This window comes from Streptomyces sp. NPDC004752 (assembly GCF_053601275.1).
The window spans coordinates 19,355-39,227 of record NZ_JBSGBN010000005.1 but is presented as its reverse complement, the minus strand read 5'-3'; the positions used below and the strand labels follow the sequence as shown (position 1 = coordinate 39,227).

General features: G+C 71.6%; 18 protein-coding genes. 10 read left to right on the top strand and 8 right to left on the bottom strand.

The features are described 5' to 3' along the window. The first annotated feature begins 144 nt into the window (after positions 1-144). Positions 145-1,659 (top strand): hypothetical protein, encoded by a 1,515-nt coding sequence (locus ACWEKM_RS03620; RefSeq protein ID WP_451619506.1) that lies wholly within the window; start codon positions 145-147, stop codon positions 1,657-1,659. Positions 1,660-1,733: 74 nt separating this feature from the next. On the opposite strand, the gene ACWEKM_RS03615 is transcribed toward ACWEKM_RS03620, so the two are convergent. From ACWEKM_RS03615 to ACWEKM_RS03605, 3 genes are all read right to left on the bottom strand, one after another. Beyond that, positions 1,734-2,210 (bottom strand): VOC family protein, encoded by a 477-nt coding sequence (locus ACWEKM_RS03615; protein ID WP_451619505.1) that lies wholly within the window; start codon positions 2,208-2,210, stop codon positions 1,734-1,736. A gap of 257 nt (positions 2,211-2,467) precedes the next feature. Continuing rightward, positions 2,468-3,514 carry an EamA family transporter RarD gene (gene rarD / locus ACWEKM_RS03610; RefSeq protein WP_451619504.1) on the bottom strand — a complete coding sequence of 349 codons (1,047 nt, stop codon included), beginning with the start codon at positions 3,512-3,514 and terminating at the stop codon, positions 2,468-2,470. Positions 3,515-3,736: 222 nt separating this feature from the next. After that, positions 3,737-4,591, bottom strand: coding sequence for an SDR family oxidoreductase (locus tag ACWEKM_RS03605; RefSeq protein WP_451619503.1), 855 nt, complete (start codon positions 4,589-4,591; stop codon positions 3,737-3,739). A 92-nt stretch (positions 4,592-4,683) separates the two neighbouring features. Here ACWEKM_RS03605 and ACWEKM_RS03600 point away from each other — a divergent pair, with 92 nt between their 5' ends. Continuing rightward, complete coding sequence (locus ACWEKM_RS03600) at positions 4,684-5,124, top strand: winged helix-turn-helix transcriptional regulator (protein WP_451619502.1); 441 nt, start codon at positions 4,684-4,686, stop codon at positions 5,122-5,124. Positions 5,125-5,461: 337 nt separating this feature from the next. Here ACWEKM_RS03600 and ACWEKM_RS03595 read toward each other — a convergent pair whose 3' ends face one another. The 5 genes from ACWEKM_RS03595 to ACWEKM_RS03575 all read right to left on the bottom strand — a co-directional run bounded on the left by ACWEKM_RS03595 (position 5,462) and on the right by ACWEKM_RS03575 (position 12,678). Next, a complete protein-coding gene (locus ACWEKM_RS03595) occupies positions 5,462-6,541 on the bottom strand; it encodes a 2-oxoacid:ferredoxin oxidoreductase subunit beta (protein ID WP_451619501.1) in 1,080 nt (359 codons plus the stop codon). Then, a complete protein-coding gene (locus tag ACWEKM_RS03590) occupies positions 6,534-8,462 on the bottom strand; it encodes a 2-oxoacid:acceptor oxidoreductase subunit alpha (RefSeq protein ID WP_451619500.1) in 1,929 nt (642 codons plus the stop codon). The genes ACWEKM_RS03595 and ACWEKM_RS03590 overlap by 8 nt, the downstream gene beginning before the upstream one ends. A gap of 350 nt (positions 8,463-8,812) precedes the next feature. Continuing rightward, positions 8,813-9,472: a LuxR C-terminal-related transcriptional regulator gene (locus ACWEKM_RS03585; RefSeq protein WP_451619590.1), complete on the bottom strand. Its 660-nt coding sequence runs from the start codon at positions 9,470-9,472 to the stop codon at positions 8,813-8,815. Between the two features lie 412 nt (positions 9,473-9,884). Further along, on the bottom strand, positions 9,885-11,222 hold the full coding sequence (locus tag ACWEKM_RS03580; protein ID WP_451619499.1) for a sensor histidine kinase: 1,338 nt from the start codon (positions 11,220-11,222) through the stop codon (positions 9,885-9,887). Between the two features lie 262 nt (positions 11,223-11,484). Beyond that, the gene (locus ACWEKM_RS03575) at positions 11,485-12,678 is read right to left on the bottom strand and encodes a sensor histidine kinase (RefSeq protein ID WP_451619498.1); all 1,194 of its coding nucleotides are present in this window, start codon (positions 12,676-12,678) and stop codon (positions 11,485-11,487) included. A gap of 275 nt (positions 12,679-12,953) precedes the next feature. Here ACWEKM_RS03575 and ACWEKM_RS03570 point away from each other — a divergent pair, with 275 nt between their 5' ends. From ACWEKM_RS03570 to ACWEKM_RS03535, 8 genes are read left to right on the top strand one after another with little or no spacing between them, the layout of a single operon-like run. Then, the gene (locus ACWEKM_RS03570; protein WP_451619497.1) at positions 12,954-13,361 is read left to right on the top strand and encodes an NADH-quinone oxidoreductase subunit A; all 408 of its coding nucleotides are present in this window, start codon (positions 12,954-12,956) and stop codon (positions 13,359-13,361) included. Next, positions 13,352-13,999 carry an NADH-quinone oxidoreductase subunit B gene (locus ACWEKM_RS03565; protein WP_451619496.1) on the top strand — a complete coding sequence of 216 codons (648 nt, stop codon included), beginning with the start codon at positions 13,352-13,354 and terminating at the stop codon, positions 13,997-13,999. Before ACWEKM_RS03570 ends, ACWEKM_RS03565 begins: the two co-directional genes overlap by 10 nt. Beyond that, a complete protein-coding gene (locus ACWEKM_RS03560) occupies positions 13,996-15,375 on the top strand; it encodes an NADH-quinone oxidoreductase subunit C (protein ID WP_451619495.1) in 1,380 nt (459 codons plus the stop codon). Before ACWEKM_RS03565 ends, ACWEKM_RS03560 begins: the two co-directional genes overlap by 4 nt. Then, positions 15,372-16,340 (top strand): complex I subunit 1/NuoH family protein, encoded by a 969-nt coding sequence (locus ACWEKM_RS03555; RefSeq protein ID WP_451619494.1) that lies wholly within the window; start codon positions 15,372-15,374, stop codon positions 16,338-16,340. The genes ACWEKM_RS03560 and ACWEKM_RS03555 overlap by 4 nt, the downstream gene beginning before the upstream one ends. Before the next feature lie 2 nt (positions 16,341-16,342). After that, positions 16,343-16,894 carry a NuoI/complex I 23 kDa subunit family protein gene (locus ACWEKM_RS03550; protein ID WP_451619493.1) on the top strand — a complete coding sequence of 184 codons (552 nt, stop codon included), beginning with the start codon at positions 16,343-16,345 and terminating at the stop codon, positions 16,892-16,894. Then, complete coding sequence (locus tag ACWEKM_RS03545; protein ID WP_451619492.1) at positions 16,891-17,502, top strand: NADH-quinone oxidoreductase subunit J family protein; 612 nt, start codon at positions 16,891-16,893, stop codon at positions 17,500-17,502. Before ACWEKM_RS03550 ends, ACWEKM_RS03545 begins: the two co-directional genes overlap by 4 nt. After that, positions 17,502-17,882: an NADH-quinone oxidoreductase subunit NuoK gene (gene nuoK / locus ACWEKM_RS03540; RefSeq protein ID WP_451619491.1), complete on the top strand. Its 381-nt coding sequence runs from the start codon at positions 17,502-17,504 to the stop codon at positions 17,880-17,882. The genes ACWEKM_RS03545 and nuoK overlap by 1 nt, the downstream gene beginning before the upstream one ends. Beyond that, on the top strand, positions 17,879-19,873 hold the full coding sequence (locus ACWEKM_RS03535) for an NADH-quinone oxidoreductase subunit 5 family protein (RefSeq protein ID WP_451619490.1): 1,995 nt from the start codon (positions 17,879-17,881) through the stop codon (positions 19,871-19,873). Before nuoK ends, ACWEKM_RS03535 begins: the two co-directional genes overlap by 4 nt.

Sequence of the window (19,873 nt, the reverse complement as noted above, 5' to 3'; positions counted from 1 at the left end):
GTGCGCGGTGGGCACCGCGGGGCCGGGGGAGTTCCTGGTGCGAGTCTGTGACGTCGCGGTGACGTGGGAGCGGTGGCGAGCGGCGACACTCGACAGTACGCATGAGTACGACCGGATCGTGACGCCGGGGGAGTGAGGGGACCGATGTCTCGACTCAGCCGCGAGGAGAAGCGGGAACATGAGCGTGGTGCGGGTCCGGCGGCCCGGGTGGACGTCCGTGTCTCGGCCGCGGGCGAGGCGACGGTCGACGGCGTACCGCTCGCCGCGGCCCCCGGCCGGGAGATCCAGCACGCCGTCCTGGACCACCTCCAGTGCCTGGCCCGCACGCTCGGCCACCCCGTACGGGCGGCGATTCACGACGGCCGTGTCGGCTACGTGATCCCCCTCCAGGTGGACACCAACGGCGCCAGCCGCTTCACCGGTGACCCGGCAAGGATGACCCCGAAGGCGAAGGCATCGGGGAAGTCGGGGGCGGCTTCGGAACCGGAACCGGGGGTGCCGGGAAGGACGGGCGAGCGGGAGACCTCGGGGGAGCCGGCGGACGGCCCCTCCGCGGGCTTCGGCCGTGACTCCGCCGCCGATGCCGCTGCCGATGCCCCTGCTGCCGTCGCTGCTGCTGCCGATGCCGCGGCCGAACCGTCGCCGTATCGCGACGAGCCTGCCCACGTCCCGCGTCCCGTCGTCGAACCGGTGCTGGATGTCGCTCCGACGTTCCCTTTGCGGGCGGTACCGGAGCCGCCGCCGCACGCGGAGCCCGCGGGCACGGTCGCACCGCCCCCGGTGGCGGACCTCGCCCCGGGCGCGGTCAAGGCCCCCACCGGCGTCTTCGGACCACCCCCGGTCATGCCCGCCGCCCCATCCCGCCCGGCCGACCCGCCCGGCCCCACGGAACCGCCCCGCCCCGCCGAGCCACCGCGGCCCATCGGGCCGATCCAGGCCACGGTGCCGAAGCCCTCCGGCACACCCGAGGCGGACGCTACGACCGGTTCCGCGCCGGACTGGGTGTCGCAGGCGGCTGTTTCGGGGGCGGCTGTGTCGGGGACGGCTTCCCCCTCCGCGCTCGGCGTTCCCGGGCCGCCCCGCACCCACCGTCCGCCCGCCGCGGACTTCCCCGCCGAGGCTGATCCCGATCCCCGGCCCACGCCGGCCCGCGGGTTCGATGCCGTGGCCGAGGCCGTGCTCGGGGACCGGGACGACAGCGGGACCGTGCTCGGGGAGCCGACCGCGCGGATCAACGAGGCCGTCAGGGCGGGCCGGATCGACGCGGCGGCCGAGTTGGCGAAGCGTACGGTCGAGGCGGCCGCCGCCGACCTGGGACCCGACCACCCCGAAGTGCTCCGGCTGCGCGAACTGACCGCCTACATCGCCTACTTGTCCGGTGACCCGCTGCACGCCTTCCGGCTGTCGCTGGACCTCGCCCGGCTCCGTCACCACAGCCGGGATCCCGAGGCGGCCTACGGCAACGTCCAGAGTGCGGCGGCGGCCTGGCGTGCCGTACGCGACCCCGGGCAGGGACTCAGCCTCGGCCGGGACCTGATCGCCCTGTGGACGGAACTCACCGCCGAGGGGAGCCCGGCGGCCGACGACATCGAGCAACTGAAGTCCGCCCGCGCCCGCATGGTCCGTCTGACCGAACGCGCGGCTCGGGCGGCCGACTAGGGCCGACCGGAATCCGCCGCGCCGTCAGAACTCGTCACTGCACGCGGAAACTTGTCACTGCACGCGGAAACTCGTCACTGCACGCAGAACTCGTTGCCCTCCGGGTCTGTCATCACCACCCACTCCCCGCCGTGCTCCCGCACCCGCCGCAGTACCCGCGCGCCGAGCCGTTCCAGTCGTCCGACCTCGTCCTCACGTCCGTCCGCGGGTGCGTGCACGTCGATGTGGAGCCGGTTCTTGCCGGTCTTCGGCTCCGGGACCCGCTGGAACAGCAGCCGCCGCCCAAGCCCGGTGCCGCTGTCCTTGTCGTACGGGTCGTCGGGATGCCGTACGGCGATCAGCTCCCGGAAGGCGGGGCGGCCGTGGTGTTCGACGGTGGCCGCGCCGGGCAGCGCGCCGAGCCCCAGCAACCGCTCGACGAGCGTGCTGTTGTCCTCGACCTCGTAGTGCAGCGCGGCGGCCCAGAAGTCGGCCTGCGCGTGCGGATCGGCGGCGTCGATGACCAGTTTCCAGTGCAGTGGGGCGGGTCCAGGTGCGGGTGTCTGCGTCATGCCGACCACTTATAGCCGACGCCTCCGACAGTCCCGCCCACCGCGCACCGGCCGGCCCCCGGCTCAACGCGGTTGCGTGTCCACAGGGGCCCGCGCCCCGTGTTCCAGCGTGGCGAGGAAGCTCTCGGCCGCGTCCTGGACCCGGCTCCGGCCGCCGGACGGGGCGCCGAGGAGGAAGCAGGGCCTGGCGGGCGGTCTGCTGTATGGCCCGGCCCGTCTCGGTTCGGTGATCGGGAGGGGTCGGCGGTGACCGCGGTCTACGGCCTGGCGGCCCCCGGTTCCGGTTCCGGTTCCGGTTCCGAGGCGACGCTCTCCGCCTTCCGGGCGGCGTTCTCCGTCTTCCGGGCGGTGCTCGCCGTGCCGGTCGTCATGGTCCTGCCGGGCACGGCGCGCTCGCCGGCGAGCGCGCGGGCCGCGCGGCGGGCGGTGCGCAGGGCGTCCCAGGTCAGCAGCGACAGCGCCAGCCACACCAGCGCGAACCCGGCCCAGCGCTCGGGTGGCATGGCCTCGTCGAAGTAGAGGACGCCCAGCAGGAACTGGAAGACGGGCGCCAGGTACTGCAGCAGCCCCAGCGTCGACAGGGGCACGCGTATCGCCGCCGCGCCGAAGCAGACGAGCGGGAGCGCGGTGACCACGCCGGTGGCGGCGAGCAGGGCGGCATGCCCGGCGCCGTGACCGGTGAACGTGGAGTCGCCGTGCGCGGTCAGCCACAGCAGATAGCCGAGCGCGGGCAGGAACTGGACCGCGGTCTCGGCGGCCAGTGACTCGATACCGCCGAGGTTGACCTTCTTCTTCACCAGCCCGTAGGTGGCGAAGGAGAAGGCGAGGCTCAGGGAGATCCACGGCGGGCGGCCGTACCCGACGGTCAGCACGACCACCGCGGCGAAGCCGACCCCGACCGCCACCCACTGCGCGGGCCGCAGCCGTTCCTTCAGGATCAGCACGCCCATCGCGATGGTGACCAGGGGATTGATGAAGTACCCGAGGGACGCCTCGACGACGTGCCCGGTGTTCACGGCCCAGATGTAGACCCCCCAGTTGACCGTGATGACCGTCGCTGCGATCGCGATCAGCCCGAGTCGGCGCGGCTGGCGCAGCAACTCCCCGGCCCAGGCCCAGCGCCGTACGGCGAGTAGCAGCACGACCACGAGGACCAGGGACCACACCATCCGGTGGGCGAGGATCTCCAGCGCCCCGGAGGGTTTCAGCAGGGGCCAGAACAGCGGGACGAGCCCCCACATCCCGTACGCCGCGAAGCCGTTCAGCAGACCTGTCCGCCGCTCGCTTCTCGACTCGTCGGCCACGGGCCCTCCCTCTCACGTCCTCGCGCACGCGTTCGCCTGCACGAAGGTAGCGCCGAGCGCCCCCGCCTGTCATTGCCGTATCGCCATACAGTCATGACAGGCAGGGGCGGGGGAGGCGAGGCTCCCGTCGGGACGGGTAAAATCCTTGAGCGCGGCCGGTCAGCCCTTGAGCGCGGCCGGTCAGCCCTTGAGCGCGGCCGGTCAGCCCTTGAGCGCGGCGGGTCAGTCCTTGAGTGCGGCGGCGACGGCCTCCGCCAGCGGCGTGGTCGGCCGCCCGATCAGGCGGGACAGATCGCCGGTGGAGACGACCAGCTCGCCCTTGGCGATGGACGCGTCCACGCCGACCAGGATCGTGGCCAGCGCCTCGGGCACCCCGGCTCCGGTCAGGATGCCCTGAAGGGTCCCGCCGGGCACGGAGTTGTAGACGATCTCCTTGCCGGTCTGCCTGCTCAGCTCGGCCGCGTACGCGTCGAAGCCCCACGCCTCGTCGCCGCCCAGCTCGTACGTCCTGTTCTCGTGCCCCTCGCCGGTGAGGACGGCGACGGCGGCGGCCGCGTAGTCGGCGCGCGAGGCCGAGGAGACCCGGCCCTCGCCCGCCGCCGTGACGACGGCGTTGTGCGCCAGCACCGGGGCGAGGTTCTCGGTGTAGTTCTCGTGGTACCAGGCGTTGCGCAGCAGCGTGTAGGGCAGACCGGAGGCGAGCAGCACCTCCTCGGTGGCCCGGTGGTCGTCGGCGAGGGCGGCCGTCAGGCTGCCGGGGGCGCTGGTGTAGGCGAGCAGGGCGACCCCGGCCGCCTTGGCGGCGTCGATGACGACGGTGTGCTGCTGGATTCGGCCCTTGTCGAACTCGTTGCCGGAGATCAGCAGCACCCGGTCGCCGGCGGCGAAGAGGCCGTCGAAGGTCTCGGGGGTGTTGTAGTCGGCCACGGCGATCCGCACGCCGCGCGCCGCGAAGTCGGCGGCCTTCGCCTCGTCGCGCACGACGGCGGTGATCTGCTCGGCCGGGACCTTCGTCAGCAACTGGTCCACGACGTGGCGGCCAAGGTGTCCGGTGGCTCCGGTGACAACGATGCTCATGATTCAGAACTCCTAGTGGGGGTGCGTCTGCCACTTACCCTAGGAGTGGCGCTAACCGTGGGAAAGTACCCACTTTGAAGTAAGGTACCGGGATGGGAGTTAGTGCTGTGGAGAAGACGGCGGCCCGCGACGTCGGCGAGGCGATGTGCCCCTACCGCCTCGTCATCGAACACGTCACCAGCCGCTGGGGCGTCCTGATCCTGATCGAACTGCTGGACCGGCCCCACCGCTTCAGCGAGCTGCGCCGGGCGGTCGGCCGCTACGGCCGGGTTGTCAGCGAGAAGATGCTCACCCAGACCCTCCAGACCCTGGAACGCGACGGGTTCGTGCACCGCGACGCCAAGCCGGTGATCCCGCCCCGGGTCGACTACTCGCTCACCGCGCTGGGCCGTGAGGCGGCGGAGCAGGTGCGGGCGCTGGCGCTGTGGACCAAGACGCGGATGGGGGAGGTGCGGGAGGCCCGGGACAGGTACGACGGGGCGAAGCGGGCCGTGGACGCCGCCACCAAGGACGACCCCGACCCGCGCGTCTGACACCTGGGGGCTCGTGCGGCCCGCACGCCTGGCATGGGGGCTCGGGCGGCCCGGATGTGTGGCTCTGGGGCTCGTGGGCCCGGATGTGTGGCCCCGGCGGCCCTGCGGCGTGTGACCTCGGCGAGGCGAGGGCCCGGACGCGGTGGTGGATGCTGTCGGTCGCATCGACCAACAGCATCCGGTGGTGCGTCCGGGCCCTCGCCCTGCCGCGCGGACACCGGCATCGCCGGATCGCTCGCTCGGCCCACGATGGTCGGCCCACGGTGTTCGGCCCACGGTGTTCGGCCGACGCAGATCGGCCGACGGAGGTCAGCTGACGCAGGTCGGCCGATGACGGTCAGCCGATGACGGTCCAGGTGTCGTTGCCGGCGAGCAGGGCCGCGAGGTCCCCCTTGCCGTGCTGTTCGACGGCTGCGTCGAGCTGGTCGGCCATCTGCGTCTCGTACACCGGGCGCTCGACGCTGCGCAGGACGCCGATCGGCGTGTGATGCAGGGTGTCCGGGTCGGCCAGCCGGGACAGGGCGAAGGCCGTGGCCGACGAGGCCGCGCGGGCGTCGTGGACGAGGATGCGATCCGCGTTGTCGGCCGTCACGGTGACGATCTCCAGGTCACCGGTGAGCGGGTCGCGCAGCACGCCCCGGCTGCCGTCGGGCCCGAACCGGACCGGCTGCCCGTGCTCCAGGCGGATCACCGCTTCCTGGGCGCCTCGCTGGTCCTTGAGGGCGTCGAAGGCGCCGTCATTGAAGATGTTGCAGTTCTGGTAGATCTCCACCAGCGCGGTGCCCGGGTGGGCCGCGGCCTCCCGCAGCACACCGGTGAGGTGCTTGCGGTCGGAGTCGATGGTCCGGGCCACGAACGACGCCTCCGCGCCGAGGGCCAGCGAGACGGGGTTGAACGGCGCGTCCAGGGAGCCCATCGGCGTCGACTTGGTGATCTTGCCGACCTCGGACGTCGGCGAGTACTGGCCCTTGGTAAGCCCGTAGATCCGGTTGTTGAAGAGGAGGATCTTCAGGTTGACGTTGCGGCGCAGGGCGTGGATGAGGTGGTTGCCGCCGATCGACAGTGCGTCGCCGTCGCCCGTGACGACCCAGACCGACAGATCGCGCCGGGTGGCGGCCAGGCCGGTCGCGATCGCGGGCGCCCGGCCGTGGATGGAGTGCATCCCGTAGGTGTTCATGTAGTACGGGAAGCGGGAGGAGCAGCCGATGCCCGACACGAACACGATGTTCTCGCGGGCCAGGCCCAGCTCCGGCATGAAGCCCTGCACGGCCGCCAGGACCGCGTAGTCACCGCATCCCGGGCACCAGCGCACCTCCTGGTCCGACTTGAAGTCCTTCATCGACTGCCGGGCCCCGGCCTTCGGCACGAGCGAGAGCGCCTCGATCGTGTCCGTGCCGCTGCTGGACGTCTCAGCCATCGATGGCCTCCTTCAGCGCCGTGGCGAGCTGTTCCGCCTTGAACGGCATTCCGCTGACCTGGTTGTAGGAGCGGGCGTCGACCAGATACCTCGCCCGGATCAGCAGGGCGAGCTGACCCAGGTTCATCTCCGGCACCATCACCTTGTCGTAACGTCCCAGCACCTCCCCGAGATTCCCCGGGAACGGGTTGAGATGGCGCAGATGCGCCTGTGCCACCGGCACCCCCTGGACCCGCAGTCGGCGCACGGCCGCGGTGATGGGCCCATAGGTCGAACCCCAGCCGAGGACGAGGAGGCTTGCCCCGTCCGGATCGTCGACCTCGATGTCGGGCACCTCGATGCCGTCGATCTTGGCCTGGCGGGTGCGGACCATGAAGTCGTGGTTGGCCGGGTCGTAGGAGATGTTGCCCGTGCCGTCCTGCTTCTCGATGCCGCCGATGCGGTGTTCAAGACCCGGCGTGCCCGGGACGGCCCACGGGCGGGCGAGGGTCTGCGGATCGCGCTTGTACGGCCGGAACACCTCGGTGCCGTCGTCCAGCGTGTGGTTGGGGCCCTGCGCGAACTGCACGCGCAGATCAGGCAGCTCCTCCAGCGCGGGGATCCGCCACGGCTCGGAGCCGTTGGCCAGATAGCCGTCGGACAGCAGCAGCACCGGCGTGCGGTACGTCAGCGCGATCCGGGCCGCCTCCAGGGCCGCGTCGAAGCAGTCGGTCGGCGTGCGCGGCGCGACGATCGGCACCGGGGCCTCGCCGTTGCGGCCGAACATCGCCTGCAACAGGTCGGCCTGCTCGGTCTTGGTCGGCAGCCCGGTCGAGGGCCCGCCGCGCTGGATGTCGATCACCAGCAGCGGCAGCTCCAGCGAGACGGCAAGCCCGATGGTCTCCGACTTCAGGGCCACACCGGGGCCGCTCGTCGTGGTCACCGCCAGGGAGCCGCCGAAGGCCGCCCCGAGCGCGGCACCGATGCCGGCGATCTCGTCCTCGGCCTGGAAGGTCCGTACGCCGAAGTTCTTGTGCTTGGACAGCTCGTGCAGGATGTCCGAGGCGGGAGTGATCGGGTACGAGCCGAGGAACAGCGGCAGGTCCGCCTGGCGGGAGGCGCTGACCAGGCCGTAGGCCAGGGCCAGGTTGCCGGAGATGTTGCGGTAGGTGCCCACCGGGAAGGTCTTCGCGGCCGGGGCGACCTCGTAGGTGACGGCGAAGTCCTCGGTGGTCTCGCCGAAGTTCCAGCCCGCGCGGAAGGCCGTCAGATTCGCCTCGGCGATCTCCGGCTTCTTCGCGAACTTGGTCCGCAGAAACTTCTCCGTGCCCTCGGTCGGCCGGTGGTACATCCACGACAGCAGGCCCAGCGCGAACATGTTCTTGCTGCGCTCGGCCTCCTTGCGGCTGAGGTCGAACTCCTTGAGCGCCTCCACCGTCAGCGTGGTCAGCGGCACCGGGTGCAGCCCGTAGCCGTCCAGCGAGCCGTCCTCCAGCGGGCTGGTGGCATAGCCGACCTTCTGCATCGCCCGTTTGGTGAACTCGTCCGTATTGACGATGATTTCCGCGCCGCGCGGCACATCGCCGATGTTCGCCTTCAACGCCGCCGGATTCATCGCCACGAGAACGTTCGGTGCGTCGCCGGGCGTGAGGATGTCGTGGTCGGCGAAGTGCAGCTGGAACGACGAGACACCCGGCAGAGTGCCGGCGGGGGCCCGGATCTCGGCCGGGAAGTTCGGCAGCGTCGACAGGTCGTTGCCGAACGACGCCGTCTCCGACGTGAACCGGTCACCCGTAAGCTGCATACCGTCACCCGAATCGCCCGCGAACCGGATGACCACCCGATCGAGACGCCGGACGTCCTTCGAACCGCCCGGTTTGCGCTGCTCTCCTACGACGGTTCCGTCGGCCTGCTCCGCTGGGCTGCTGACCTGGCTGGTCACTGACTGGACCTCCTTCGAGGCTGCTGTCCGGGCATGGTCGTCCCACGAACCTTCCCACGATCAACCCTACGTCGCTTAGGGTCGCCTTCCCGCGGCCATTCGCCATGATGGACGGCATTCCGACACGGCCCGTCGCCCTGACGTGTCACGATTTCTCGCCCCCGGACTCTGTCGAAACCCTCCCGGCCCTCCCCGGTTCTCACTTCCGGCCATCCCGCATCCCGGGCAGCGCAACCGGCCGGCCCGCCGCTCGCCCGCTGCTCGCCCGCCTCCGGCCCCCTGTCAGGCCGACTCGAATGGAGACAGGACGACTCGAATGGGGACAGGTCATCACGAGTCGAGACAGGGCATCACGAATTGAGGTAGGTGAGAACGGCCAGAACGCGCCGGTGGTCCCCCTCGCTCTGCGACAGACCGAGCTTCAGGAAGATGTTGCTGACGTGCTTCTCCACCGCCCCGTCGCTGACCACCAGCTGCTTGGCGATCGCCGAGTTCGTCCGCCCCTCCGCCATCAGCCCCAGGACCTCCCGCTCCCGCGGCGTGAGCCCCGCGAGCACATCCTGCTTGCGGCTGCGGCCGAGCAGCTGCGCGACGACCTCCGGGTCCAGGGCCGTACCGCCCCGCGCCACCCGCACCACCGCGTCCACGAACTCCCGCACCTCGGCGACGCGGTCCTTGAGCAGATAACCGACGCCGCGGCTGGAACCGGCCAGCAGTTCGGTGGCGTACCGCTCCTCCACGTACTGCGACAGCACCAGCACCCCGAGGTCCGGGTGCGCCTTGCGCAGTCGTACGGCGGCCCGCACCCCCTCGTCCGTGTGTGTCGGCGGCATCCGTACATCCGCGACCACCACGTCCGGCAGCGCGCCCCGCGCGTCCAGGTCCGCGATCGTTTTGATCAGCGCCTCGGCGTCCCCCACGCCGCCCACCACCTCGTGCCCACGGTCGGTCAACAACCGGGTCAGGCCCTCTCTGAGCAGCACCGAATCCTCGGCGATGACCACCCGCACCCTGTCCTCCACGATCTTCTGGCCCCCCAAGCCCGAACCTCCGACGGTACCCGCCCGTATGGAGGTCCAGCATTCCAGCAATCCCGCGGCATCGCGCCCGGGCACTGGAATAGGGGACCGTGTCAGATCGGATTCGGTTGCCTGCCGCCTCGCCCGGCTGTGCGGTTCGCGCCGGTTTAGCCCGTGCGTGCGGTTTGCGCTGGTCTCGTCCGCCTGTGCGGCTTGCGCTGGTTTCGCCCGCGCGTACGGCTCTCGCCAGTTCCGCTCGCCTGCGTGGTTTGCGCTGGTCTCGTCCGCCTGTGCGGATCGCGCCGGTTCCGTCTACCCGTACGGCTCGCGTCCGTCACACCCGTGCGGCGGCCCGGCTGCCACCCGTGCGGGGGGCGGGCAGCCGGGCCGCGCGCAATTGTTTTCAGCCTCGCCAGGGGAGTTCCGCCGTCACGCGGGTCGGGCCGCCCGGCGGGGAGTCCACCACCAGGATCCCGTCCACCGCGTCCAGCCGCTCCGCCAGCCCGGCCAGCCCCGAGCCCTGGGACACGTCGGCCCCGCCCACCCCGTCGTCCATCACCTGGAGCATCAGCCGGTCCTCCGACCGCCAGACATCCACCGACGCCCAACGGGCCCGGGAGTGCTTGCTGATGTTCTGCAGCAGCTCCGAGACCGTGAAATAGGCGATCCCCTCGATCGCCGGCGCGGGACGCCGCGCCAGGTCCACCTCGACCTGCACCGGCACGGTGCACCGGGAGGCGACCGCGGAGAGGGCGGCGTCGAGGCCGCGGTCGGTCAGTACGGCGGGATGGATACCGCGGGCCAGGTCGCGCAGCTCCTGGAGCGCCGTCTTCACCTCGCCGTGCGCCTCCTCCACCATCCGCGCCGCCGACCGCGGGTCCTCGGTCAGCTTCTCCTTCGCCAGCCCCAGATCCATGGCCAGCGCCACCAGCCGCGCCTGCGCCCCGTCGTGCAGGTCCCGCTCGATCCGCCGCAGGTCCGCCGCCGCCGTGTCGACCACCACGCCCCGGTCCGACTCCAGCTCCACCACCCGCGCCGACAGCCGCGACGGCCCGAGCAGCCCGTGCACCAGCAGCCGGTCCACCATCGTCAGCGCCCGCACGATCCACGGCGTGGCCAGCGTGAACAGCAGCCCGACCAGCGCCGTGACGGTGATCTCGAAGGGGTTGTCGAGATAGATCCGGTGGTGCTCGTCGCCGTAGAGCTGGAGGCCGCCCTGGCCGGCGTACACCGGCAAGACCCAGAACCACAGCGGATACGTCACCAGCGACCAGCCGATCGCCCAGCAGTTCACCGCGACCACGAAGGAGAACATCGCCCACGGGAAGTGCAGCAGCGCGTACAGCAGCTGCCGCCACGAGGTGCCGCTCTTCAGGACCGCGCCCATCCAGGCCATGGCGCCCGGCTTGGGCATCCGCAGCGGCTCCGGGTCGGCCACCTCCAGACCGAGCAGCCCCCGCGCCCGCGCCCGCTCCAGCGCGCCCAGACCGCGGCACCCCGCCAGCGCCGCCGCCAGGACCGGAATCCCGAGGAACGTCACCAGCAGCCCTGCCCCGAGTGACACCATCGTCACCGCGTACGTGAACATCAGGATGCTGATCGGCAGGCTCAGCAGCACATAGCCGAACTCGCGCCAGCTGCGCGCCTCGAACGGCGCGCGCAGCGCGGCCGGCATCCGCTGCCGGGGGGCACCGTCGTATGCGTACCGGTGCCCGTACTCCTGTCCGTACTCCGTGGCCATCGGCGTCGTCCCGTTCTTCTCGTCAGCGGCTCTCCTGCCGTACCCCCACCCTCCTGCGCCGCAGGTCCACGGACCATGGAGGCCGTCGGCGTCTTGGACGGGGGGTTTTCCCCACCTCGGGCCAGGGGATCTCCGCCCAGGGTCAGAAGGCCCGGGGTCAGGAGGTCCGGGGCCAGGAGGTCCGGGGGCAGGAGGTTCAGGGTCAGAAGGCCCAGGGTCAGAAGTTCCAGCGTCAGAAGGCCCAGGTTCAGAAGGCCCGGCGTCAGGAGGCATTCGTACGGTCCCGCCAGGGCAGCTCGGCGGTGACCGTGGTCGGCCCGCCGACCGGGGAGTCGACCACGAACAGTCCGTCGACCGCGCCGAGCCGCTCCGCGAGCCCGCGCATCCCGCTGCCGGCGTCCAGCCGTGCCCCGCCCCGGCCGTCGTCCCACACTTGGATGAGCAGCCGGTCCGCGGACCGCCAGACCTCGATCGACGCGGTCCGCGCGCCACTGTGCTTGCTGATGTTCTGCAGCAGCTCCGAGACCGTGAAGTAGGCGATGCCTTCGATCGCGGCGGCCGGTCTCGACTCCAGATCGGCCGTCACCTTCACCGGCACCGTGCAGCGGGAGGCCACCGAGGACAGCGCGGCGTCCAGGCCGCGGTCGGTCAGGACCGCCGGATGGATGCCCCGGGCCAGGTCGCGCAGCTCCTGGAGGGCCAGCTTCACCTCGCCGTGCGCCTCCTCGACCATCACCGCCGCCGAGTCGGGGTCCTCCAGGAGCTTCTCCTTGGCCAGGCCGAGCCCCATCGCCAGATTGACCAGCCGGGCCTGCGCCCCGTCGTGCAGGTCCCGCTCGATCCGCCGCAGGTCCGCCGCCGCGGTGTCCACCACGATCCCGCGGTCGGACTCCAGCTCGGCGATACGGCGCTCCAGCTCGTCGGAGGGCGACAGCAGACCGCGCACCATCATCCGGTCCACGTTCGTCAGGCCCCGCGCGATGAACGGCAGCACCGGCCACAGCACGAACAGCGCGGTCAACGTGGTGGCGAAGGTGAAGATCCCCCAGGGCAGCCGGATGGAGTCGTACAGCAGGGTCCGCCAGCCCACCGGGTCCTTCAACGCCATCCACATCCGCTGCAGCAGCCCGCCGCCCCTGCCGAGCGGCAGCGGGCTCGGCTCGTCCACCCGCACCCCGAGCAGCGCCCGGGCCCGGCCCCGCTCCAGCTTGCCCAGCACTCGCGCGCCGAGCAGGGTGGCGGCGAGCAGCGGGAAGCCGATCACGGTGACGGTCAGCGCGCCACTGGTGGCGAGCGCCACGGTCGCGTACGTGAAGCCGAGCAGCGCCACCGGCAGGTTCGCGAGGAGATGCGCGATCTCCTTCCAGGTGTGCGCGTCGAAGGCGAAGCGGGCGGGCGGCAGACGGTCATCACCGTCGGTCGGGGCCGCCCCGGTGGAAGGGATCCGGGCGGTCATACGGGCTAGGGTGCCGTGCGCCGCGCTCCCGCGCCATGAGGTCCGCCACCGCGGGGCCCGGGGGAAAACCCCACCTTCCCGTCGCAGACTTCGCCCGGCCGCGAACCGGTGCCGGGCGAAGTCTGCGACGGGCTGCTTACCGTCTCTTTAGACGGACTGCTTACCGTCGCTTTATCAGGGCCTAGACTCCCGTGCGTACAGATCGCCGAACGGTGTCGCACCACAGGATTCACCAAGGCACTCAGGTCACCGGGTCAGGGAGCGAGGAACGCACGTTGCGGGAGACGTTGGCGGGCTCGACCGCCGTCGTCGCGGCGGACTACTTCCGGTCCTATTCGGTCGTGGGACTGCTCGCGCTGATGGGTGTGCTCTTCGTCGGGGCCGCCTTCGGCGCCGGCCGACTGCTGCGCCCCGTCGTCCCCACACCCGAGAAGCTGCTCACCTACGAGTGCGGCGTCGACCCCGTCGGCGAGGGCTGGGCCCACACCCAGGTCCGCTACTACGTGTACGCCTTCCTGTATGTGATCTTCGCCGTCGACTCGATCTTCCTGTTCCCCTGGGCCACCGTCTTCGCCGACCACGGCTACGGCGGGACCACGCTCGTCGAGATGTTCATCTTCCTCGGCTTCCTCGCCGTGGGCCTGCTGTACGCATACAAGAAGGGCGTCCTGGCATGGACGTGACCCCTACGATCCCCGAGCCCGTGCCGCTGCCGGAGCCGAAGCGGCTCGGCGCGCTCGCCCGCCTGGCCCCCGAGCCGATGAAGATCGTCCTGAACTGGGGCCGCCGCTACTCGCTCTGGGTCTTCAACTTCGGCCTCGCCTGCTGCGCGATCGAGTTCATCGCCGCGTCGATGGCCCGCCACGACTTCATCCGCCTCGGCGTCATCCCCTTCGCGCCGGGCCCCCGCCAGGCCGACCTGATGGTGGTGTCGGGCACGGTGACGGACAAGATGGCCCCGGCCGTGAAGCGCCTGTACGAGCAGATGCCCGAGCCGAAGTACGTCATCTCCTTCGGCGCCTGCTCCAACTGCGGCGGCCCCTACTGGGACTCCTACTCCGTCACCAAGGGCGTCGACCAGATCATCCCGGTGGATGTCTATGTACCCGGCTGCCCGCCCCGCCCCGAGGCGCTGCTCCAGGGGATCCTCAAACTCCAGGAGAAGATCGCCCGGGAGTCGCTGGGGGAGCGGTACGAGGTCGGGCGACCGTCCGCTGACGCGCTGCGGAGCGCCTTGGTCCGCCCGCCGTCCGCGGAGCCCACGCGCCCGCCGGCTGCGGAGCGCACGCACCCGTCGGCCGTGGAGGGGGACTCGCGATGACCACCGTCGGCTGGCTCCCCGCCCCCGTCGAGGAACTCTTCGGCCCCGAGGCCACGGCCCAGGAGTCCTACGAGGTCCTCACCGTCGATGTGCCGCCGCAGTCCTGGATCCCCGCGCTGGAGACCGCGCGTACGACCCTGACCTGCACCTACTTCGACTGGCTGAGCGCGGTCGACGAACCGGGCACGGGCTTTCGGGTCTCCGCGCACGTCGTCGCCCTGTCCCCGGTACGGCGCCTGCTGCTGCGCACGACCGTCCCCCACGAGGCGCCGACGCTGACCTCCGCCGTCGGTGTCTACGCCGGCGCTGCCTGGCACGAGCGCGAGACGCACGAAATGTTCGGCGTCAGCTTCGAAGGCCACCCCGCCCTGGACCACCTCCTGCTCCCCGAGACCTTCGAGGGCCATCCGCTCCGTAAGGACTTCGTTCTGGCGGCACGCGTCGCCAAGGCATGGCCGGGCGCGAAGGAACCGGGCGAGTCCGACCACGGCGGCCCCAAGCGCCGGCAGATGCTCCCCCCAGGCGTCCCCGACCCCAACGAATGGGGCCCCCTGAAGGGCCAACTTCCCCCGGCCCCGACCCGCCCGGCCCGCCGCACTCGCACCACAGCGGAAGCCTCAGCCACCCCGACCGAGCCCACCGCCACCCCATCCCGACCACCCCGCCGGTCGCGTACGGCGGCGGAGGGTTCGGTGGGCCAGACGGCGGGCGCGGCGGCAGCCGAAGGGGCGTCCTCGGAGGCATCCGCGCCTCGTGGGGCGGGCGGTGTCTCGGAAGGGGCGGCCGACCGACGAGCCGAACGCGCCATCCCGGCCACCCCGCGACGTTCGCGCAGCGCGGGCGAGGGGTCCGCTTCCCAGCGGGATGAGCGGGGCGAGCAGGCTGGGCAGGTGTCGGAGACGTCGGAGGCGGCTGAGTCGACCGGTTCCGCGGCGGCGGCCGAGCCGACGGTGCCCGCGGGTCCGCGGCGGTCGCGCAGCGCGGCGGAGGGGTCCGCCTCGCAGCGCGCTGCCGAGCAGGCCGAGGCGAGGCAGGAACCCACGGCGCCCCATGGCTCGGACGCGCCCTGGCACCACGCACGCCCCGCCTTCGACGAACCGGCACAACAGCGGCCCCCGCAAGCGGAACCCACCGCCCCCGAGGCCACACCGCACACCACGGAGAAGAGCGAGACCCCCGAGCCCTCGCCCGACAAGCCCGCGTCCGACAAGTCGGCGTCCGACAAGCCGGCCTCCGAGGAACCCCAGTCCCAGGAAGCGGCGTCCGAGGAGCCCGGGACCGAGGAGCCCGGGACCGAGGAGCCCGGGACCGAGGAGTCGGCCCCCGACAGCGGTCAGGACAACGCCCCCGACACCCCCATAGGAGGCCCGCGGTGAACGGCGTGCTGGACGTCGCCCTGCGACTCCTCGTCGTGTTCGTCGTCTTCCTCACCTTCCCCCTGATCGTCGGTCAGACCGAGCACAAGGTGATGGCGCACATGCAGGGCCGCCTCGGCCCGATGTACGCCGGCGGCTTCCACGGCTGGGCCCAACTCATCGCGGACGGCGTCAAGTTCGCGCAGAAGGAGGACGTCGTCCCGAACGGCGCCGACCGCCGCATCTTCCAGCTCGCCCCGGCCGTCGCCCTCCTCCCGTATCTGCTCGTCCTGCTCGCCATCCCGATCGGCCCCGGCGAGGGCGCGGTCGGCCAGGTCCTCGACGCGGGCGTCTTCTTCGTCCTTGCGGTGATGGGCGTCGGCGTCCTCGGCTCGCTCATGGCGGGCTGGGCCAGCGCCAACAAGTTCTCCCTCCTCGGCGGCCTGCGTACGGCCGCCCAACTCCTCGCCTACGAACTCCCCATGCTGCTCGCCGCCGCCTCCGTGGCGATGGCGGCCGGCACGGTCTCCCTCCCCGGCATCCTCGACGCCTTCGAGTGGTGGTGGCTGCCCTGGCAGATCGTCGGCGCGATCGTCTTCTTCGTCGCCGGCCTCGCCGAACTGCAGCGCCCGCCCTTCGACATGCCCGTCGCCGACTCGGAGATCATCTTCGGCGCGTACACCGAGTACACCGGCCTGCGCTTCGCCCTGTTCCTGCTCGCCGAGTACGCCGGAATCATCGTCCTGTGCGGTCTGACCACCGTCCTCTTCCTGGGCGGCTGGCACGGCCCGTGGGGTGCCGACGGCCTCGGCTGGGTCTGGACCCTGCTGAAGACGGCGATCCTTGCCTTCGTGGTCATCTGGCTCCGCGTCACCTACCCGCGGCTGCGCGAGGACCAGCTCCAGAAGCTCTCCTGGACCCTCCTCGTCCCCCTTTCCCTCGCTCAGATCGCCCTCACCGGCATCGTCAAGGTGGTGATCCAGTAGCCATGGCCCCCATTCCTGGCAGCGGCCTCGCCAAGGGCCTGGCCGTCACCCTCCGCACGATGACGAAGAAGACCGTCACCGCGCAGTACCCCGACGTCCAGCCCGACCTCCCGCCCCGCACCCGCGGCGTCATCGGCCTGTTCGAGGAGAACTGCACGGTCTGCATGCTGTGCGCCCGCGAGTGCCCCGACTGGTGCATCTACATCGACTCCCACAAGGAGACGATTCCCGCCGCCGCCCCCGGCGGACGCGACCGCAGCCGCAACGTCCTCGACCGCTTCGCCATCGACTTCTCCCTCTGCATGTACTGCGGTATCTGTATCGAGGTCTGTCCCTTCGACGCGCTGTTCTGGTCCCCGGAGTTCGAGTACGCCGAGACCGACATCCACGAGCTCACCCACGAACGCGACAAGCTCCGCGCCTGGATGTGGACCGTTCCGGCCCCGCCCGCCCTCGACGTCGGCGCCGAGGAGCCCAAGGAGATCGCCGCCGCCCGCAAGACCGCCGAGAAGCTGGCCGCCGCCCAGGCCGAGCCCCGGGAGGGAGACACGTGAGCCTCGCCGCGCCGACCCACGGCTTTCTGTCCCCGACCGGCGTCGAGATCGCCTTCCTCCTCGTCGGCCTGGTCACCTTCGGCGCCGCGCTCGTCACCGTCACCACCCGGCAACTGGTGCACGCCGCCCTGTGGCTGGTGGCCACCCTCGGCGGCCTCGCCGTCGAGTACCTCCTGCTCACCGCCGAGTTCATCGCCTGGGTGCAGGTCCTCATCTATGTCGGTTCCGTCGTCGTCCTCCTTCTGTTCGGTCTGATGCTCACCAAGGCCCCCATCGGCCGCTCCCCGGACGCCGACTCCGGCAACCGCTGGGCCGCCCTCACCGTGGCCGTTGCCGCCGCGGCCGCCCTGGTCTGGGTGGTCGTCGACGCCTTCCGCACCACCTGGATCGACCTGGACGGCGCCGCCGCCGGATCGACGAAGGTCACCGGCGAAAGCCTCTTCCAGCACTGGGTCCTCCCCTTCGAGGCCCTGTCCGTCCTCCTCCTCGCCGCCCTGGTCGGCGCGATCGTCCTGTCCCGCAAGGCGAAGGCGGACGCGGCCGGCCGGCAGGTCCCCGGCGCCCGCGACGGCCGGGCCGCCACCGAGGAAGCGGAAGGAGCCCGCTGATGCACCTCGCCTATCCCGTCGTGCTCTCCGCCCTCCTGTTCTGCACCGGCCTGTACGGCGTCCTCGCCCGCCGCAACGCGATCCTCGTCCTGATGTCGGTCGAGCTGATGCTCAACGCCGTCAACCTCAACCTGGTCGCCTTCGACGTCTGGCTCAGCAAGGCCGCCACGGAGACCCTGCACTCCGGCCAGGCCCTGACCCTGTTCACCATCGCCATCGCCGCCGCCGAGATCGGCATCGGCCTGGCGATCGTCCTCGCCGTCTACCGCAACCGCGGCACCTCCGACATCGACCGGCTCCGCGACACCGCCGAGGGCCACGAGAGCGACGGCCCCGACAGCGGCTCCTCCGCCGCCGAGAAGGCTGAGGCCACCGCGTGACCACGACCACCCTTGCCGTACTCGTCCCCCTCCTGCCGTTCCTGGGCGCCGTGGCCGGGTTGCTGCTCGGCCGCACTGCTCCGGGCTTGGTCCGCCCGCTCGCCGTCCTGCCGACCCTCGCCGCCCTGCTGCTGGCCGTACTGGTCGCCGTGCGCCAGGGCGGCGGCGACGCGATCGACTCCGCCACCGAGCTGACGCCCACCGGCTCGATCCCGATCGAACTCGCCCTGCACATCGACGGTTTCGCTGCCCTCGTCGCCCTCCTGGTCGGCGCCGTCGCCACCTGTGTGCAGATCTATTCGACCGGCTATCTGCGCGACGACCCGCGCTACCCCTCCTACGCAGCCCTCGTCTCCCTCTTCACCTCCGCGATGTTCCTGGTCGTCTACTCCGGCGACCTGATCGTGCTGCTGGTCGGCTGGGAAGTCATGGGTATCTGCTCCTACTTCCTGGTCGGCCATTACTGGGAGACCCCGGAGGCCCGCGCCGCCTCCCTCAAGGCATTCCTTGTCACCAAGCTCGGCGATGTCCCTTTCCTTATCGGCCTGTTCGCCCTCGCCACCGACGCCGGGTCCTTCCGCATCACACGCGCCCTCGGCACCGTCGCGAGCAGTGGACTCGACCACCCGACCCTGATCGCCCTGCTGCTCCTCGCGGGCGTGGCGGGCAAGTCGGCGCAGTTCCCGCTGCACACCTGGCTCCCCGACGCGATGGCGGGCCCCACGCCCGTCTCCGCGCTGATCCACGCCGCGACGATGGTCGCCGCCGGTGTCTACTTCGTCGCCCGTCTTCTCCCCGTCTTCCAGGCATCCGCGACCGCGATGGTCGTCCTCGCCGTCATGGCCGCCGTCACCATGGCCGGCTCGGGGCTCGCCGCGCTCGCCCAGGACGACATCAAACGCGTCCTCGCCTACTCCACGATCGGCCAGCTCGGCTACATGACCGGCGCCCTGGCCGTCGGCGACCGCGGTGCCGCCGTCTTCCACCTCCTGTCCCACGGCGCCTTCAAGGCGCTGCTGTTCCTCGCCGCCGGCGTGATCATCCACGCCGCCGGCACCAACTCGCTGGCCGCCATGTCCCGCATGAGCCGACTACGCGACCGCGTCCCCGACGCGTACTGGACGATGACCGTGGCGCTCCTGGCCCTTGCCGCGATCCCGCCCTTCAGCGGCTTCTTCTCCAAGGAGTCCGTCCTCGGCGCGGCCGAGCACGTCGCCACCGGCCACACCGAGCACGCCCCAGACGGAGCGGGCTGGATCGTCCTCCTCGCCGGCCTGCTGACCGCCCTCCTCACCGCCGCTTACGCGACCCGCCTGTGGCTGCTCGCCTTCCGCGGCCGGGGAACCGAGGCCCCGGACCACGGCAGGCAGCCGCTCACCATGACCGTCGTGCTGTGGGTGCTCGCCGTCCCGTCGCTCGCCTTCGGCGGCTTCGCCTTCCGGCTGCTGCCCGACTGGTTCGACGGCGGCAGCCTGGCCCCGACCCTCACCTCCTCGGTGCTCGGCACGGGTCTCGCTCTGGTCGGCGGACTGGTCACCTACGGTGCCTGGCAGCGCACCACCGCACGGGTCGCCCGCACCCCGATGGGAGCGGTCGCCGCCCACCCCGAGGCCGACGCCGGACGGGTCGAGGCGGCGGCTGTCGCCGGCCACCGGCCCGCCTTCGGCGACGTGGCCTACGCCCCCGACCCGGGCGACCCCGGACGGCTGCTGCTCGGCCCGCTCCACCGGCCCGCCGCCACCGGCTTCCACCTGGACGCCGTGTACGCGGCACTGTTCGTCCGACCGGTCCAGGCGGGAGCGAGTCTCGTCCGCTTCCTCGACCGCGAGGTCGTCGACACCTACGTACGCGGCGCGGCGGCGCTGCCCCGCCTGCTCGGGGCCGCCGTACGGCGTGCCCAGACCGGCAACGTACAGACCTATGTGAGCGCGCTGCTCGCCGGCACCGTCGTCCTGGCGGTCGCCGTCCTCCTCGTCGCCACGGGAGCGTGA